At 64.3% G+C, this 14,777-nt stretch carries 16 protein-coding genes; 10 read left to right on the forward strand and 6 right to left on the reverse strand.

Annotated features, from left to right (window positions below; all coding sequences use genetic code 11):
* Window positions 1-108: 108 nt before the first annotated feature.
* Complete coding sequence (locus ACLHHB_RS11255) at window positions 109-888, forward strand: VacJ family lipoprotein (protein ID WP_410218375.1); 780 nt, start codon at window positions 109-111, stop codon at window positions 886-888.
* Window positions 842-1,480 (forward strand): phospholipid-binding protein MlaC, encoded by a 639-nt coding sequence (locus ACLHHB_RS11260; RefSeq protein WP_410218376.1) that lies wholly within the window; start codon window positions 842-844, stop codon window positions 1,478-1,480. Before ACLHHB_RS11255 ends, ACLHHB_RS11260 begins: the two co-directional genes overlap by 47 nt.
* Window positions 1,481-1,596: 116 nt before the next feature.
* Here the strand turns inward: ACLHHB_RS11260 and ACLHHB_RS11265 are convergent, their stop codons facing one another.
* Window positions 1,597-3,879: a transglycosylase domain-containing protein gene (locus ACLHHB_RS11265; protein ID WP_410218377.1), complete on the reverse strand. Its 2,283-nt coding sequence runs from the start codon at window positions 3,877-3,879 to the stop codon at window positions 1,597-1,599.
* Between the two features lie 365 nt (window positions 3,880-4,244).
* Here ACLHHB_RS11265 and ACLHHB_RS11270 point away from each other — a divergent pair, with 365 nt between their 5' ends.
* Entirely contained in the window at window positions 4,245-5,579 is a 1,335-nt protein-coding gene (locus ACLHHB_RS11270) for an ammonium transporter (protein WP_410218378.1), read from the forward strand.
* Between the two features lie 81 nt (window positions 5,580-5,660).
* Here ACLHHB_RS11270 and ACLHHB_RS11275 read toward each other — a convergent pair whose 3' ends face one another.
* Window positions 5,661-6,662 carry a polyprenyl synthetase family protein gene (locus ACLHHB_RS11275; protein ID WP_410218379.1) on the reverse strand — a complete coding sequence of 334 codons (1,002 nt, stop codon included), beginning with the start codon at window positions 6,660-6,662 and terminating at the stop codon, window positions 5,661-5,663.
* Between the two features lie 74 nt (window positions 6,663-6,736).
* Here ACLHHB_RS11275 and ACLHHB_RS11280 point away from each other — a divergent pair, with 74 nt between their 5' ends.
* From ACLHHB_RS11280 to ACLHHB_RS11290, 3 genes are read left to right on the forward strand one after another with little or no spacing between them, the layout of a single operon-like run.
* Window positions 6,737-6,946 carry a DUF2007 domain-containing protein gene (locus ACLHHB_RS11280; RefSeq protein ID WP_410218380.1) on the forward strand — a complete coding sequence of 70 codons (210 nt, stop codon included), beginning with the start codon at window positions 6,737-6,739 and terminating at the stop codon, window positions 6,944-6,946.
* Window positions 6,939-7,697, forward strand: a complete 759-nt coding sequence (locus ACLHHB_RS11285) for a tRNA1(Val) (adenine(37)-N6)-methyltransferase (RefSeq protein WP_410218381.1) — start codon at window positions 6,939-6,941, stop codon at window positions 7,695-7,697. The genes ACLHHB_RS11280 and ACLHHB_RS11285 overlap by 8 nt, the downstream gene beginning before the upstream one ends.
* Window positions 7,698-7,756: 59 nt before the next feature.
* Window positions 7,757-7,921 carry a YdcH family protein gene (locus ACLHHB_RS11290; protein ID WP_410218382.1) on the forward strand — a complete coding sequence of 55 codons (165 nt, stop codon included), beginning with the start codon at window positions 7,757-7,759 and terminating at the stop codon, window positions 7,919-7,921.
* A 71-nt stretch (window positions 7,922-7,992) separates the two neighbouring features.
* On the opposite strand, the gene ACLHHB_RS11295 is transcribed toward ACLHHB_RS11290, so the two are convergent.
* The 3 genes from ACLHHB_RS11295 to ACLHHB_RS11305 form a co-directional block, all read right to left on the reverse strand.
* Window positions 7,993-8,715, reverse strand: a complete 723-nt coding sequence (locus ACLHHB_RS11295) for a beta-ketoacyl-ACP reductase (protein ID WP_410218383.1) — start codon at window positions 8,713-8,715, stop codon at window positions 7,993-7,995.
* 89 nt (window positions 8,716-8,804) lie between these two features.
* Window positions 8,805-9,977: an acetyl-CoA C-acetyltransferase gene (locus ACLHHB_RS11300; RefSeq protein WP_410218384.1), complete on the reverse strand. Its 1,173-nt coding sequence runs from the start codon at window positions 9,975-9,977 to the stop codon at window positions 8,805-8,807.
* Window positions 9,978-10,082: 105 nt separating this feature from the next.
* Window positions 10,083-10,898 carry an EAL domain-containing protein gene (locus tag ACLHHB_RS11305; protein ID WP_410218385.1) on the reverse strand — a complete coding sequence of 272 codons (816 nt, stop codon included), beginning with the start codon at window positions 10,896-10,898 and terminating at the stop codon, window positions 10,083-10,085.
* Window positions 10,899-10,994: 96 nt separating this feature from the next.
* On the opposite strand from ACLHHB_RS11305, the gene ACLHHB_RS11310 reads away from it, so the two are divergent.
* Entirely contained in the window at window positions 10,995-11,570 is a 576-nt protein-coding gene (locus ACLHHB_RS11310; protein WP_410218386.1) for a DNA-3-methyladenine glycosylase I, read from the forward strand.
* Here the strand turns inward: ACLHHB_RS11310 and ACLHHB_RS11315 are convergent.
* The gene (locus ACLHHB_RS11315) at window positions 11,548-12,096 is read right to left on the reverse strand and encodes a TlpA disulfide reductase family protein (RefSeq protein WP_410218387.1); all 549 of its coding nucleotides are present in this window, start codon (window positions 12,094-12,096) and stop codon (window positions 11,548-11,550) included. The two genes, ACLHHB_RS11310 and ACLHHB_RS11315, sit on opposite strands and share 23 nt — an antisense overlap.
* 22 nt (window positions 12,097-12,118) lie before the next feature.
* On the opposite strand from ACLHHB_RS11315, the gene argH reads away from it, so the two are divergent.
* The 3 genes from argH to lysA all read left to right on the forward strand — a co-directional run.
* Window positions 12,119-13,525: an argininosuccinate lyase gene (gene argH / locus ACLHHB_RS11320; protein WP_410218388.1), complete on the forward strand. Its 1,407-nt coding sequence runs from the start codon at window positions 12,119-12,121 to the stop codon at window positions 13,523-13,525.
* Window positions 13,522-13,683: a hypothetical protein gene (locus tag ACLHHB_RS11325; RefSeq protein WP_410218389.1), complete on the forward strand. Its 162-nt coding sequence runs from the start codon at window positions 13,522-13,524 to the stop codon at window positions 13,681-13,683. Before argH ends, ACLHHB_RS11325 begins: the two co-directional genes overlap by 4 nt.
* On the forward strand, window positions 13,684-14,777 hold a 1,094-nt coding region (gene lysA, locus ACLHHB_RS11330; RefSeq protein WP_410218390.1), incomplete at its 3' end, for a diaminopimelate decarboxylase. It lies immediately after the preceding gene.

Genomic DNA, 14,777 nt, shown 5'->3' on the forward strand with positions numbered 1-14,777 from the left:
CCTGCCCTGCCCACCGATGGGGTTGCCTCGTTGTCGGGACAACCATATCACCCCGGGAAACTGTTACCAGTTCGATAAGACCCTTGCATTCAAAGGTTAGGAAATCCTTTGCGTCCGCTTTTCGTTGTTCCCTTTCTTGCCACGCTGCTGGTTGCCGGCTGCGCATCGCAGCCCGTTGTCCAGGATGGCGTCACCATCAACGACCCTTACGAGGCCCGGAACCGCCGGGTTCATGCCTTCAACAAGGCCTTGGACGGACAGGTGATCGGACCTGTTGCCAACCGCCTGCGCGGGCCCGCTGACGACAGCCCACGGGATCCGGACGCTCCCATCGGTCCGCTGCAGATGGTGATCAACGCGGGCCGCAACCTGTCATTGCCGGTCAAGGCAGTGAATGGCTTGCTCCAGGGCAAGCCCGGCGACGCGGGAACGAATCTGACGCGTTTCGCGGTGAACTCGACCTTGGGTTTGGGCGGTCTTTTCGACACGGCCGCCGACAGTTTCAGCGTGACCGAACGCGACACGGATTTCGGACAAACCCTGGCCGTCTGGGGTTTCCCCGAGGGAGCTTATCTGGAACTGCCCGTTCTGGGGCCTTCGACGCAGCGGGATGCGGTGGGGCAGGTCGTCGATCTGCTGATCGATCCGCTTTATCACCTGCTGGACGGTCGCGAGGCGGGGGCGGTCTTTGCCCTGCGCGTTGCCTCAAAAGCCGGTGATCGGGCGCGCTTCGGGGATACGGTGGATGGCATTCTGCAGGGAAGTGCGGATAGCTATGCGCAGACGCGGTTGATCTGGCTGATGAACCGACGCCATGACCTGGGAGAAGAGCGTGCCGACTATGACCCTTATGACGATGCCGCAATTCTCGACCCCCATGAAGACTGACCGGCGGGGATTTCTGGGCGTGATGGCCTGTGCAGGCGTGGCCGCGATGATCCCTTGGCGTCCCGCCTTTGCGCTGGATGCGAATGGTGCCCATGCGCTGATAGACCGGTCGCTGGATGAGGTGTACCAGGTCATCAATTCGGGCCGTCCGGCGGCGCAGATGTATCAGGAGTTCGAGGCGATCTTTGCCCGCTATGCCGATGTTGACGTGATCGCGCGATCCGCCTTGGGGCCTGCGGCCCGTCAGGCGGGAGCGGCGGAGTTTGCGGCCTACAAGCAGGCCTTCCAGGGCTATATCGGTCGCAAGTATGGCAAGCGGTTCCGCGAATTCATCGGTTCGCGGATCGAGGTGACGGGCGCACGGCCGCTGAAGAGCTTTTACGCCGTGACCTCGGTCGCCTATCTGAACGGCCGTGCCCCGATGGAGGTCGAGTGGCATGTTTCGGACCGTTCGGGGCAGGATCTGTATTTCAACATCATCATTGAGGGCGTCAACATGCTGGCCAGCGAACGGGCCGAGATCGCCGCCATGCTGGCACGCCGCCAAGGCGATCTGGCCGCGCTGACGGCGGATCTGCAACAGGCCGGCTGACCATTCTGCCCCACATGACAAGGCCCGCCCGGTCCGGGGCGGGCGTTGTCATGTGGGGCAACAGAAAGCCCTGATCGGCAGGTGCCGGCCGGCGCTTTCTGTTGCCGAAGGGGGCGTCAGTTGCCGCCCAGGATTCCGTTCAACGCCCGACTGAGCGCATCGTCGGAACTGGCGCTTGAACTGTCGCCCGGGGTGGTTGGCGCACCGCCGATGACCTCGGTCGGTGCCGTGACGACACGGCCGCTGCGCTCCGCCTCGACATTGTTCATGACGCCTGCCAGCGCAGCGGCCAGCGGATCGTCGGCCGAGCCGCTGGTCACCACCTGCGGGGTCGAGCCACCGCTGGACATGATGATTCCGCTGCCATCGGGTGAAACGGTGGACAAGGCCAGCTCGGGCAGTCCTTCGTGGATCTCGGACATGACAGCCTGCCATATTTCGGCCGGAAGGCCACCGCCGGTGACGCCGGACAAGGGCGTGTTGTCGTCATAGCCCATCCAGACGCCGGTCACATATTGCTCGGTAAAGCCAAGGAACCAGGCGTCGCGATAGCTGCTGGTGGTGCCGGTCTTGCCGGCGACCGGGCGGCTGCCGAGCTTTGCGCGGGTCCCGGTTCCTTCCTGAATCACCTTCTGCATCATGTAGATCAGTTGCCCTGCAGCCCGCTGACTGATGACACGCTGGCCCAGGCCGCCGCTCTGGCCCATCAGCGGGCGGTCGTCGCCCTGCATGGTCAACTCGACCAGCCCGTAGGGCGCAACCGAGGTGCCGCCGTTGCGGATGCCCGCATAAGCACCGGTCAGTTCCAGCAGCGTCGCCTCGGAGGCGCCCAAGCCAAGCGAAGGACTGGTCGTCAGGTTGCTGACGATGCCGAAATCATGCGCGACCCGGATCACCGCATCGCGGCCCACGGCCTCCTGCAGCCGGATGGTCGAGGTGTTCAGCGATTGCGCCAGCGAGGTCGTCAGCGTGACCGCCCCGCGATAGGTCCGCGTATAGTTCTGGGGCGACCAGTTGCGCCCGCCGGGGATGCGGATCGTCAGGGGGCCGTCCTCGACCCGGTCCGAAGGCGAATAACCCGCCTCCAGCGCCGCGGCATAGACAAAGGGCTTGAAGCTGGACCCCGTCTGCCGCCTGGCCTGGGTCGCACGGTTGAAGACGCCGCTGACACGGGTGTCGCGGCCGCCGATCATGGCACGGACGGCGCCATCGGCCGACATGACAACAACCGCAGCCTCGGCGGTCGAGCCGTCCTTGACCTTTTCATCGAAGATGCGCTGCAGGGCGCGTTCGGCGGCGCGCTGAATGCGCTGGTCAAAGGTCGTGGTGATCGTCACGTCCTCAGTGGTTTCGCTGGTCAGGAAGCCTGGCCCCGATTCCATCAGCCAGTCGGCAAAGTAACCGCCCGCCCGGGCCTTGGCGGCCTGCGACAGCGTCGCGGGATTGGCACGGGCCTGCACCAGTTCTTCCTGGGTCAGATAGCCTTCGTCCGCCATCAGCCCCAGCACCACGCTGGCACGGTTTTGTGCGCGCTGGAGGCTGGCGGTGGGGGCATAACGGCTGGGGGCAGGCAGAAGGCCCGCCAGCATCGCGGCCTCGGGGGTGCTCACCTGGCTGGCCGGCTTGTTGAAGTAGACTTGGCTTGCGGCCTCGAAACCGCGCGCCCCACCGCCCAGGTACGAGCGGTTCATGTAGATGCTGAGGATCTCGTCCTTGCTGTATTTCGCCTCCATGGCGAAAGCATAGGGAATTTCCTTGATCTTGCGCCACACGCCGCCCGACCGGCATTCGGCCTCGAACTCGGCCTCGTTGGCAAAGCGGGTCGGGTCAAAGGTTTCGCCCAGACACAGCAGCTTGGCCACCTGCTGCGTGATGGTCGATCCGCCGTTGCCCGACAGCGGGCCCCGCCCTTCGGCCATGTTGATGCGGATCGCTCCCGCGATGCCCCGGGGGCTGACGCCAAAGTGCCGATAGAAGCGGCGGTCCTCGGCCGAGATCACCGCTTGGCGCAGGACGGGGGCGATCTGGTCGGTCGTCACAGCGCCATAGGTTTCGCCACGCCAGGCAAAGACGCGCCCGTCGCGGTCGAGCATCGTCACGCTGCCGCGTGCGCGTCCGTCGAACAGGTCCTGAGCTTCGGGCAGGCTGACATAGAAATAGGCTGACGCCGCGCCCAGAATCAGGGCGACCACCATGCCCAGCCGCCAGATCGAACCCCAGACGATCCGCCAGATCAGCGTGACAAAGCCGGCGATCCACCCAAGGACGCCCCCGCGGCGGGGCTTGGGGTGCCGCTTGACCTTGCGGGGCTTGGACGCCGGAGGCGGACTGGTGGGTGTGCGCCTGTCTGCAACGGGACTTTTTCCCGTGCGGGTCGGGGTGCCGGTGGGTCGTTTCATGCCAAGGATGCCTGCGTGACTGCCATGCCGGTTGGTCCGGCCAGAATTTCGGTGACCTTACAGCAAGATTGCCGTCAGGGGAATTGGGGTGACCAATCCGTGATGGGCGGCCTTTTGCCATAACGGCGGATGCCGACTGACCTTTTCGCGGGCAGGTTGCACGGCAGGAGGGCAGCCGGGGCCGGTGCTGCATCACATCTGCCTGTTCCGGCGGCTAAGGCTCGTTTTTCTGCCCCAGGAAAAGGCAGTTCAGGTTTCCGCCGCACAAGGAAGGACCCGCGCCTTTGCCCGCAGGGGGAATTTGCAGATGAAAGGGGCAATGGCAGTCGGTCCCGCGGCTGCGGCTTGATGCGAGGTTGACCCACATGAACAAGACTTTCCCGCTTATCGCGACACTTGCGGCGATGGCGGCGTTTCCCGCCCATGCTCAGGAGGCCGCGGCACCGGCCGAGGCGGCCGGCGCAGTGTCGGCGGATGTCGCCTATATCTTCAACACGCTGCTGTTCCTGATCGGCGGGTTCCTGGTCATGTGGATGGCCGCGGGATTTGCCATGCTGGAGGCCGGCCTGGTCCGGTCCAAGAACGTGACGACCCAGTTGTTCAAGAACATCTCGCTGTTTGCGATTGCAGGCATCATGTACTGGTTGATCGGCTACAACCTGATGTATCCGGGCGACGGATGGACGGTGCCCGGCGTGATCGGCCAGCTGTTCAGTCCCAAGGTCATCGACCCCGTGGGGGCGGGCACCGCTGCGGACGGGTATTCGGCGGGATCGGATTTCTTCTTTCAGCTGATGTTCTGCGCCACGACCGCCTCGATCGTGTCGGGAACGCTGGCCGAGCGCGTCAAGCTGTGGCCCTTCCTGATCTTTACCGTCATCCTGACCGGCCTGCTGTATCCGATCGAGGCCAGCTGGCAGTGGGGCGGCGGTTTCCTGTCTGGGATGGGCTTTTCCGATTTCGCAGGCTCGGCGCTGGTGCATTCGGCGGGCGGCTTTGCAGCATTGGCGGGTGCCATCGTGCTGGGCGCGCGGCGGGGCAAGTATCGTCCCGACGGACGGATGCAGCCGATGCCCGGTTCGAACCTGGCGCTCGCCACGCTGGGCACCTTCATCCTGTGGCTGGGCTGGTTCGGGTTCAACGGCGCTTCGCAGCTTGCCATCGGGTCGGTCAATGACGCGGCCGATGTCAGCCGGATCTTCGTGAACACCAACATGGCGGCCTCGGGCGGGGCAGTGGCCGCGATCATCGTGACGCAGCTGCTGTACGGCAAGATCGACCTGACCATGGTCCTGAACGGCGCGCTGGCCGGCCTGGTGTCGATCACGGCCGAGCCGCTGACCCCTTCGATCTTCGCCTCGGTCCTGATCGGCGGCGTCGGTGGCGCCATCGCGGTCATCGTGGTGCCGATGCTGGACCGCATGAAGATCGACGATGTCGTCGGCGCCATTCCGGTCCACCTGGTCGCGGGCATCTGGGGCACGATGGTCGTGCCGGCCACCAATGACGGCACCAGCTTCGTCACGCAGGCGATCGGCCTTCTGTGCATCGGCGGCTTCGTTTTCGGCCTCAGCCTGGTGGTCTGGATGGTGCTCAAGGCGACCATGGGCATCCGGGTGTCGCAGGAAGCCGAGATCAGCGGCCTCGACATCTCGGAAATGGGCATGGAGGCCTATCCGGACTTCGTTCAGGCCAAGTAAGCCATTCACGGTCTCTTCCCGGAGAGGGGGCGGGTCGCGCAGGCGGTCCGCCCCTTCCCCTTTCGATCAGGTGTCGAATGTTCAGGCGACGCGGCTGACGACGAAGTCCGCCAGATCCGCCAGCATATCGCGGATCGGATGGTCCGGCAGGACCGTCAGCGCCGTCTTGGCACGGGCGGCATAATCCAGCGCGTCGCGACGTGCGGATTCCATCGCCCCATGACGTGCCAAAAGGGACAGGGCATGGGCAAGGTCGCCTTCGCGCTGATCGCCCGCCTCGATGGTGCGCGACCAGAAGGCCCGTTCCTCGGGCGACGCCTTGGCAACGGCCTTGATGACCGGCAGGGTCAGCTTTCGCTCGCGAAAATCGTCGCCGACATTCTTGCCAATGGTCTCGGTGGCGCCGCCATAATCCAGAAGGTCGTCCACGATCTGGAAGCTGATCCCCAGCGCATCGCCATAATCGAACAGCGCCTGCACCTGATGATCGGGGGCACCGGCGATGACGCCCCCCACCTCGGTCGCGGCCGAGAACAGGGCAGCGGTCTTGCCACGCACCACCTGCAGATAGACGCTTTCATCCGTGCCCAGGTCCTGCGCGGCGGTCAGCTGCAGCACCTCGCCTTCGGCAATGGTGGCGCTGGCGTTCGACAGGATCTCGAGGGTGCGCATGTTGCCCGGCTCGACCATCAACTGGAAGCTGCGGGCAAACAGATAATCGCCCACCAAAACACTGGACTTGTTGTCCCATAGCAGGTTCGCCGTGGGCCGCCCGCGCCGCTGGCGGCTTTCGTCCACAACGTCGTCATGCAGCAGCGTGGCGGTGTGGATGAATTCGACAGTGGCGGCCAGGTGGATGTGGTGCGGGCCCGGATAGTCCAGCAGCTTGGCTGCGGCCAGGGTCAGCATCGGGCGCAGCCGCTTGCCGCCGGCCTCGATCAGATGCGCCGTCACCTCGGGGATGCGCGGGGCATGGCGGCTGGCCATGCGGTCGCGGATCAGGGCGTTGACGGCCTCCATCTCGACACCCAGAGCGTCGGACAGCCGATCCAGCGGTTTGCGGACATTTTCCTGCACAGTCATAGCCTACCCCGTGTCTGCGCCCTCGCATTGCCACGGCATCGACAATTTCGCAACCGCCGCTTAACGTCGCGGCCATGAAAGAGCTTTTTCGCAGCAACGATCCCGTCCGCATGTCCGCCGCCACCAGCCTGCTGGAGGCCGAGGGAATCATGACCTTCCCGATGGACCAGCACATGAGCGTGCTGGAAGGATCGATCGGGATCCTGCCCGCGCGGCTGATGGTGGCGGATCGCGACGCATTCATGGCCCGCGCGATCCTGCGCGATGCCGGTCTGGATGACTGACACCCGCATCGACGGATTCCTGGACTGGCGACTGCGCATCGCGCAGCCCGTGCGGGGCTATCGGTCCGGGGCCGATGCGGTCATGCTGGCCGCGGCCTGTCCGGCGCGGGCGGGGCAGGGCGTGCTGGAACTGGGCTGCGGGGCAGGGGTGGCCAGCCTGTGCCTGGGGTGGCGGGTGCCGGATCTGGCCCTGACCGGGCTGGAGCGGCAGGCCGATTATGCCGATCTCGCCCGCGCCAATGCGCAGGCGAACGGCATCGCAATGACGGTGCTGACAGGCGATCTGGCGGCACCGCCGACTGAATTGCGGGGGGCGGAATTTGATCATGTCGTCATGAATCCGCCCTATTTCCTGGGCGGCACCACCGCACCTGATGCGGGCCGAGCGGGTGCGCGCAGCGAGGAAACGCCCTTGGCCCAGTGGCTGGACGCAGGGCTGCGCCGCCTGCGCCCCGGCGGCTGGCTGACGCTGGTCCAGCGGGCAGACCGGCTGGATGGTGTCATCAGCGCGCTGGCGGGACGTGCGGGCGACTTGGCGATCCTGCCCGTGGCCGCCCGCGAAGGGCAGGACGCGGGCCGCGTTCTGGTGCTGGCGCGCAAGGGTTCGCGGGGTCCGCTGCGCCTTTTGGCACCCTTTGTGATGCATGCCGCCCCCCGGCACGATCGCGATGCCGAGGACATGACTCCGGCCGCTGCTGACGTGTTGCGCAGGGGATCGCCGATTCACGCCCTGATTGCGAAAGTCCCGTGACAGAATCAGAAAGCTGTGCTGCACTCTCCTTGTTCGACACAAACATGAAGGAGGACGCGATGTCGGTTGCTTCCCATGTCGAGGAGCTTCGCAGGAAACACCAGCACCTGTCTGATGCCGTTGAAAGAGCCCAGAAAAGTCCAGGATCAAACGATCTGGAGATTATTGCCCTGAAGCGGGAGAAGCTTCGTCTGAAGGAACAGATATCCCGACTTGCCCACTGACCTGTTGAACAGTGACAGTTTCATGAAAAAGGCCCGCGCTAGGCGCGGGCCGATTTCGTTTAAAGGCCTGTTCAGACGAAGAACTGGCCGCCGTTGGCGCTGACCGTGGAGCCGGTGATGAAGCCCGCATCGTCGGAGGCCAGGAAGACGACGCAACGCGCGATTTCCTCGGGTTCACCCAGACGGCCGACCGGGATCTGGCTGATGATCGACTCGCGCACCTTTTCGGGCACTGCCATGACCATCTCGGTCGCAATATAGCCGGGGCTGATGGCGTTGACGGTGATGTTGGCGCGCGCGCCTTCCTGCGCAAGGGCCTTGGTGAAGCCCAAGTCGCCTGCCTTTGCAGCGGAATAGTTGGCTTGCCCGAACTGGCCCTTCTGCCCGTTGATCGAACTGATGTTGATGATGCGACCGAACTTGCGCTCGCGCATGCCGGGCCAGACGGGATGAGTCACGTTGAAGAGACCGGTCAGGTTGGTGTCGATCACCTGACCCCATTGTTCGCGCGTCATCTTGTGGAACGGCGCATCGCGCGTGATGCCGGCATTGTTGACCAGCACGGCAATGGGCCCCAGTTCGGATTCGACCTTGGCGATGCCTTCGACGCAGGCCTCGTAATCGGCAACCGACCATTTGTAGGTCTTGATGCCGGTTTCCTGAGTAAAGGCCTGCGCCGCCTCGTCATTGCCGGCATAATTGGCAGCGACCGTGTATCCCGCCGCTTGCAGGGCCTTGGAAATGGCGGCTCCGATGCCTCTTGATCCGCCCGTGACCAATGCAACCTTGGACATGGATGTTTCCTCCCTTATCGATCGTTATAAAAATATTGTTAATGAACAGGCTTCAGGCGCGCAAGTTCGTTGCGCGCCTGTGTAAGGTGTCAGCGCTCGAGGCACATGGCGACACCCATGCCGCCACCGATGCAAAGCGTTGCCAAGCCCTTTTTCGCGTCACGACGCTTCATCTCGAACAGCAGGGTGTTCAGGACGCGCGCGCCTGAAGCGCCGATCGGATGGCCGATTGCAATGGCCCCACCGTTCACGTTGACGATCGACGGATCCCAGCCCATGTCCTTGTTGACCGCGCAGGCCTGAGCGGCAAAGGCCTCGTTCGCCTCGACCAGATCGAGGTCGCCAACCGACCAGCCGGCCTTTTCCAGCGCCTTGCGGCTGGCGGGAATGGGGCCGGTGCCCATGATCGCGGGATCAAGTCCGGCGGTGGCATGGGACGCGATGCGTGCCAGGATGGTCAGGCCGCGGCGGTTCGCCTCTTCCTCGGACATGACCATCACCGCCGCCGCACCGTCGTTCAGACCCGAAGCGTTTGCGGCTGTGACCGACCCGTCCTTGGCAAAGGCGGGGCGCAGCTTTTGCATCGCTTCGATCGTGGCGCCGTGGCGGATGTACTCGTCCTTGTCCACGACCGTGTCACCCTTGCGGGTCTTGATGGTGTAGGCGACGATCTCGTCGTCGAAGCGGCCTTCCTTCTGGGCGGCCTCCGCCTTGTTTTGCGATGCCAGAGCGAATTCATCCTGCTGGTCACGGCTGATGGACCATTTCTCGGCCACGTTTTCCGCAGTCTGGCCCATGTGATAGTTGTTGAACGCGTCCCACAGCCCGTCGCGGATCATCGTGTCGATCATCTGCAGGTCGCCCATCTTCTGACCGGCGCGCAGATAGGCGGCATGGGCTGACAGCGACATGCTTTCCTGGCCACCGGCCAGAACGATTTTCGCATCGCCCAGGATCACCTGTTGTGCCGCCAGCGCAACGGCGCGCAGGCCCGAGCCGCAAACCTGGTTGATGCCCCAGGCGGCGGATTCCTGCGGCAGGCCTGCCTTGATATGCGCTTGGCGCGCGGGGTTCTGGCCTTGAGCCGCGGTCAGGACCTGTCCCATGATCGTCTCGCTGATCTCGGCCGGGTCGATACCAGCGCGGGCCACGACCTCCTTCAGGACGGCGGCTCCCAGGTCATGCGCGGGGACGCTGGCGAACGACCCCAGAAAACTGCCGACCGGCGTGCGGGCGGCAGAGACGATAACGGCGTTGGTCATGGCGGGCTCCTTCCCATCAATGCCGGCGGGCCGGCGTCTGGTTCAGGATGCTGTTTCGCGACGCAACGTCAAGCGCGACCGTGACTTTTGTATGAGATGCATGGCCTAGCGGCTGGCAAGCGACGGCGGGTTCTTCCAAGGGGGCGCAATGGTCGGAGCGCCGAAATAGTATCCCTGCAGGCAATCGATGCCGATATCGATCAGGAAACTGGCCTCGTCGGCGGTCTCCACGGATTCTGCGACGGTGAACATGTCAAAATGCTGGGCGATGGACTGCAGGGCGCGGGTCAGCACCTGATTGTCCGGGTTGGCTGCGATCTGGCGGATGAACTGCCCGTCAATCTTGACCATGTCGAAGCAGAAGTCGCGCAGATAGCGGAAAGAGGTATAGCCTGCGCCGAAGTCGTCCAGTGCCAGGCTGATCCCGTGGCCCTGCACTTCGCCCATGAAGGCCTGCACCTCGTCCGGCATGCCCATGGCCGAGCTTTCCGTGATCTCGAGGATCAGGCGTTCGCCCACCATAGGGTCATTGGCGATGCCGCGCCGCAATGTCTCGATCCAGTGGGGATAAAGGATGGAGCGGGCAGACATGTTGATCGACAGGCGCAGACTGGGATCTTCGGACAGGGTTTGCAGGCCCAGGGACAGCGACAGGCAGTCGATCTTGCGTCCCAGTTCGGTGGTTTCGGCCTGGGGCATGAAATCGCGCAAGGGGACAAGGCGCCCGCTGTCGTCGATGATGCGGATCAACCCTTCGTAAAAGGCCGGTGCCTTGGTGCGCCGGGCCTGCACGATCGGCTGAAAGGCCAGAACCGCACTGGCCTTTTCCACCGCCGCCATGACTGCCGGCATCGTGGCATGATCCCCGAAGCGGATCGCGTCTTCCAAGGGCGAGCTGTTTTCCAGGATGCTGTCGCTCACGGGGGCCTCATCTGATCGATAGGTATGCTTGCAGTCTGCATACCATGACCTAAACTGCGATGAAGAGGCAGCGGATTTTCAACTCAGGGTTAATTAATGCTCGACCGATGCACGTGGTGTGGCAGCGATCCCCTGTATGTCGCCTATCATGACGAGGAGTGGGGCGTCCCCGAACGCGATCCCCGTGCATTGTGGGAAAAAATGGTGCTGGACGGGTTTCAGGCCGGCCTCAGCTGGATCACGATCCTGAGGAAGCGCGATGCATTCCGGGCCGAATTCGAAGGTTTTGACCCTGAACGCGTCGCATCCTGGGACGAGAGCCGCATCAGCGCCGCCCTGCGCAATCCCGGCATCATCCGCCATCGCGGCAAGATCGAGGCCACCGTCCGCGGTGCCCGCCTTTTCCTCGAGATCGAGGAAAAGGAAGGCTTTGCCCCTTGGCTGTGGTCCTTTGTGGACGGGGCGCCGATTCAGAGCGCCTTGCCGGACATGGCCGCCATGCCGACCGAGACGGTGCAATCACGTGCCTTGTCCAAGGCATTGAAGGCATGCGGCTTCACCTTTTGCGGGCCGGTGATCATCCAGGCCTTCATGCAGGCCTCCGGACTGTTCAACGACCATGTGACGACCTGTCACCGGCACGCGCCGGTCAGGGCGCTGTCAACTGGGTGACCAGCGTCTTGGCAGCCTCCGAATCCCATTCGGCGTCGCCCAGGTAGCGCGCGACCTCGTTCCCCTCGCGGTCGATCAGAACCGTCACGGGCAGGCCCACCACCCCCATGGCGCGGGCAACCTGCTGGCGCGGGTCCAGCAGCACGGGCAGGTTTTCGACACCAACCTCGTCGAAAAAGGCATCGATCCGGTCCGGGGCATTCCGACCCGTCGCGATGGTGACGACTTCAAAATCATCGCCGCCCAACTCGGCCTGAAGGCGATCCAGGGCGGGCATCTCTTCGCGGCAAGGGGCGCACCATGTGGCCCAGAAGTTCAGCGCGACGACCTTGCCCTGCCAGTCGGCCAGGCTGTGCGTGCCGCCGTCGGGGTCGGTGAATTCGGTATCGGGAACCGGGACGGGCTCTTCGGCCACGACCAGCTTGTCCAAGCCCCCGGCACGCGCGGCCTGCCAGTCGGGGTCTGCGGCAAAGGCGGTGTTTGCACCGAAAACAAGGGCCGTATAAAGCAGGGCGGAACGCAGCATGTGACCTCCGAAGGACTTTCATATGACCGACCGGCCCGACAGCAAAGACGCCGCCAACAGCATGTGGGGCGGGCGCTTCGCCGCTGGTCCCGACGCGATCATGGAGGCGATCAACGCCTCGATCGGGTTCGACCGGCGGCTCTACGCCCAGGACATCCGGGGCAGCCGGGCCCATGCGGCGATGCTGGCCGCGACAGGCATCCTCAGCGATAACGACGCAAAGGCCATCGGGGAAGGGCTGCTCACCGTCTTGTCAGAAATCGAGAACGGCGATTTTCCCTTCAAGACGGCGCTGGAGGACATCCACATGAACGTGGAAGCCCGCCTGAAGGAGATCATCGGAGAGCCGGCGGGCCGCCTGCACACGGGCCGGTCGCGCAACGACCAGGTGGCGACCGATTTCCGGCTGTGGGTTCGTGACCAGTGCGATGCCGCGATCGAAGGGCTGACCGCGCTGATACGCGTGGCCTTGGGTCAGGCCGAGGCGGGTGCCGATTGGGTCATGCCGGGCTTCACCCATCTGCAGACCGCGCAGCCGGTCACCTGGGGTCATCACATGATGGCTTATGTGGAAATGTTCGGCCGCGACCTGTCGCGCTTTCACGACGCCCGCAGGCGCATGAACGAATCGCCCTTGGGGGCTGCGGCGCTGGCCGGAACGGGCTATCCCATCGATCGCCACATGACGGCCGAGGCGCTGGGCTTCGACACGCCCATGGCCAACAGCCTCGATGCGGTCAGCGACCGCGACTTCGCGTTGGAGTTCCTGTCCGCCTCGACCATCTGCGCCGTTCATCTGTCGCGGCTGGCCGAGGAACTGGTCATCTGGTCCTCGGCCCAGTTCCGCTTCGTGTCCATGTCGGACAAGTGGTCGACCGGATCGTCGATCATGCCGCAAAAGCGCAACCCCGACGCCGCTGAACTGATCCGCGCCAAGATCGGGCGCATCCTCGGCGCGACGGTGGCCCTGTTCACGGTGATGAAGGGCCTGCCCTTGGCCTATTCCAAGGACATGCAGGAGGACAAGGAGCAGGTCTTTGATGCCGCCGACAACCTGATGCTGGCGCTGGCCGCAATGACCGGGATGCTGTCGGACCTGACCGCCAACCGGGATCGGCTGGAGGCCGCGGCCTCGACGGGCTTTTCGACCGCGACGGATCTGGCCGACTGGCTGGTGCGCGAACTGGGCCTGCCGTTCCGCGACGCCCATCACGTGACCGGGTCGTTGGTTGCCATGGCCGAGGGGCGGGGCGTCGATCTGCCGGACCTGACTCTGGACGACATGAAATCCGTGAATGGTCAGATCACCCGGGATGTGTTCAATGTGCTGGGCGTGCACAATTCGGTCGCCTCGCGCCAAAGCTATGGCGGCACGGCGCCCGATCAGGTGCGCGCGCAGATCGCCCGCTGGAAGGAGAAACTGGCATGATCCGTCTGTCCCTGTTGGCCGTCCTGGCCCCCGTTCTGATGGTGTCCGCCTGCGGCGTCGATGGTGCCCCCAGGCGTCCGGTGGAAAAGCCCGTGCAGCAGCAGATGGGCGTCACCCTCAGCGGCGATGCCCGCATCGGCGTGTCGGCTGAACTCTAGATGGATCATTTCCTCTACAAGAACGGCGTGTTGCATGCCGAGGACGTGCCCTTGTCGCGCATCGCGGCCGAAGTTGGCACGCCGGTCTATGTGTATTCCGCCGCCACATTGACCCGCCATTTCGGCCTGTTCCGGCAGGCACTAGACTGGACGGACCACCTGGTCTGCTTTGCGGTCAAGTCGAACTCGAACCTGGCCGTGCTCAAGCTGATGGGCGATCTGGGCGCTGGGATGGATGTCGTCTCGGGCGGGGAATATGCCCGCGCAAGGGCGGCTGGCGTTCCGGGCGACCGGATCGTCTTTTCCGGCGTCGGCAAGACCCCCACCGAGATGCGCATGGCCATCGAGGGCGGCATCCGCCAGTTCAACATCGAATCCGAACCCGAGATGCGTGCGCTGTCGACGATCTGCGCCAGCATGGGTGCCGAGGTTCCCGTGGCGATCCGGGTGAATCCCGACGTGGATGCAAAAACGCACGAAAAGATCGCCACGGGCAAATCCGAGAACAAGTTCGGCATTCCGATCTCGCGCGCCCTGGAGGTTTATGCCGAGGCGGCGCGCCTGCCGGGGCTCCGGGTCGTGGGCGTGGACGTCCATATCGGCAGTCAGCTGACCGATCTTGACCCGTTCCGCGCCGCCTATGCCAAGGTTGCCGATCTGACCCGGGCCCTGCGTGCGGAAGGGCATGCGATCACCCGGCTCGACCTTGGTGGCGGACTGGGCATTCCTTATCGCCGCGACAACAACGCGCCGCCGCTGCCGATCGAATACGGGCAGGTGATCCGGGACACGGTCGGTCATCTGGGCTGCGAAATCGAGATCGAACCCGGCCGCAACATCGTCGGCAACGCCGGCGTGCTGTTGTCGCAGGTGATCTATGTGAAGCAGGGCGAGGACCGCGACTTCCTGATCGTGGATGCGGCCATGAACGACCTGCTGCGCCCGGCGATGTACGGTGCGCATCATGACATCGTGCCGCTGATCGAACCGGGGGTAGGCGCGGCCGTGCGTCCTTATGATGTCGTGGGACCAGTCTGCGAATCGGGCGACACGTTCCAGAAGGGCGCAGACCTTCCGGAAATGGCGGCAGAAGG

Origin of the sequence: Paracoccus sp. (in: a-proteobacteria) (assembly GCF_046462195.1) — a bacterium.
Lineage (GTDB): Bacteria > Pseudomonadota > Alphaproteobacteria > Rhodobacterales > Rhodobacteraceae > Paracoccus.

Coding starts and splice junctions, on each gene's coding strand:
- ACLHHB_RS11260 (WP_410218376.1), top strand. CDS start 842: ATGACCCTTATGACGATGCCGCAATTCTCGACCCCCATGAAGACTGAC.
- ACLHHB_RS11265 (WP_410218377.1), bottom strand. CDS start 3,879: ATGAAACGACCCACCGGCACCCCGACCCGCACGGGAAAAAGTCCCGTT.
- ACLHHB_RS11270 (WP_410218378.1), top strand. CDS start 4,245: ATGAACAAGACTTTCCCGCTTATCGCGACACTTGCGGCGATGGCGGCG.
- ACLHHB_RS11275 (WP_410218379.1), bottom strand. CDS start 6,662: ATGACTGTGCAGGAAAATGTCCGCAAACCGCTGGATCGGCTGTCCGAC.
- ACLHHB_RS11280 (WP_410218380.1), top strand. CDS start 6,737: ATGAAAGAGCTTTTTCGCAGCAACGATCCCGTCCGCATGTCCGCCGCC.
- ACLHHB_RS11285 (WP_410218381.1), top strand. CDS start 6,939: ATGACTGACACCCGCATCGACGGATTCCTGGACTGGCGACTGCGCATC.
- ACLHHB_RS11290 (WP_410218382.1), top strand. CDS start 7,757: ATGTCGGTTGCTTCCCATGTCGAGGAGCTTCGCAGGAAACACCAGCAC.
- ACLHHB_RS11295 (WP_410218383.1), bottom strand. CDS start 8,715: ATGTCCAAGGTTGCATTGGTCACGGGCGGATCAAGAGGCATCGGAGCC.
- ACLHHB_RS11300 (WP_410218384.1), bottom strand. CDS start 9,977: ATGACCAACGCCGTTATCGTCTCTGCCGCCCGCACGCCGGTCGGCAGT.
- ACLHHB_RS11310 (WP_410218386.1), top strand. CDS start 10,995: ATGCTCGACCGATGCACGTGGTGTGGCAGCGATCCCCTGTATGTCGCC.
- ACLHHB_RS11315 (WP_410218387.1), bottom strand. CDS start 12,096: ATGCTGCGTTCCGCCCTGCTTTATACGGCCCTTGTTTTCGGTGCAAAC.
- argH (WP_410218388.1), top strand. CDS start 12,119: ATGACCGACCGGCCCGACAGCAAAGACGCCGCCAACAGCATGTGGGGC.
- ACLHHB_RS11325 (WP_410218389.1), top strand. CDS start 13,522: ATGATCCGTCTGTCCCTGTTGGCCGTCCTGGCCCCCGTTCTGATGGTG.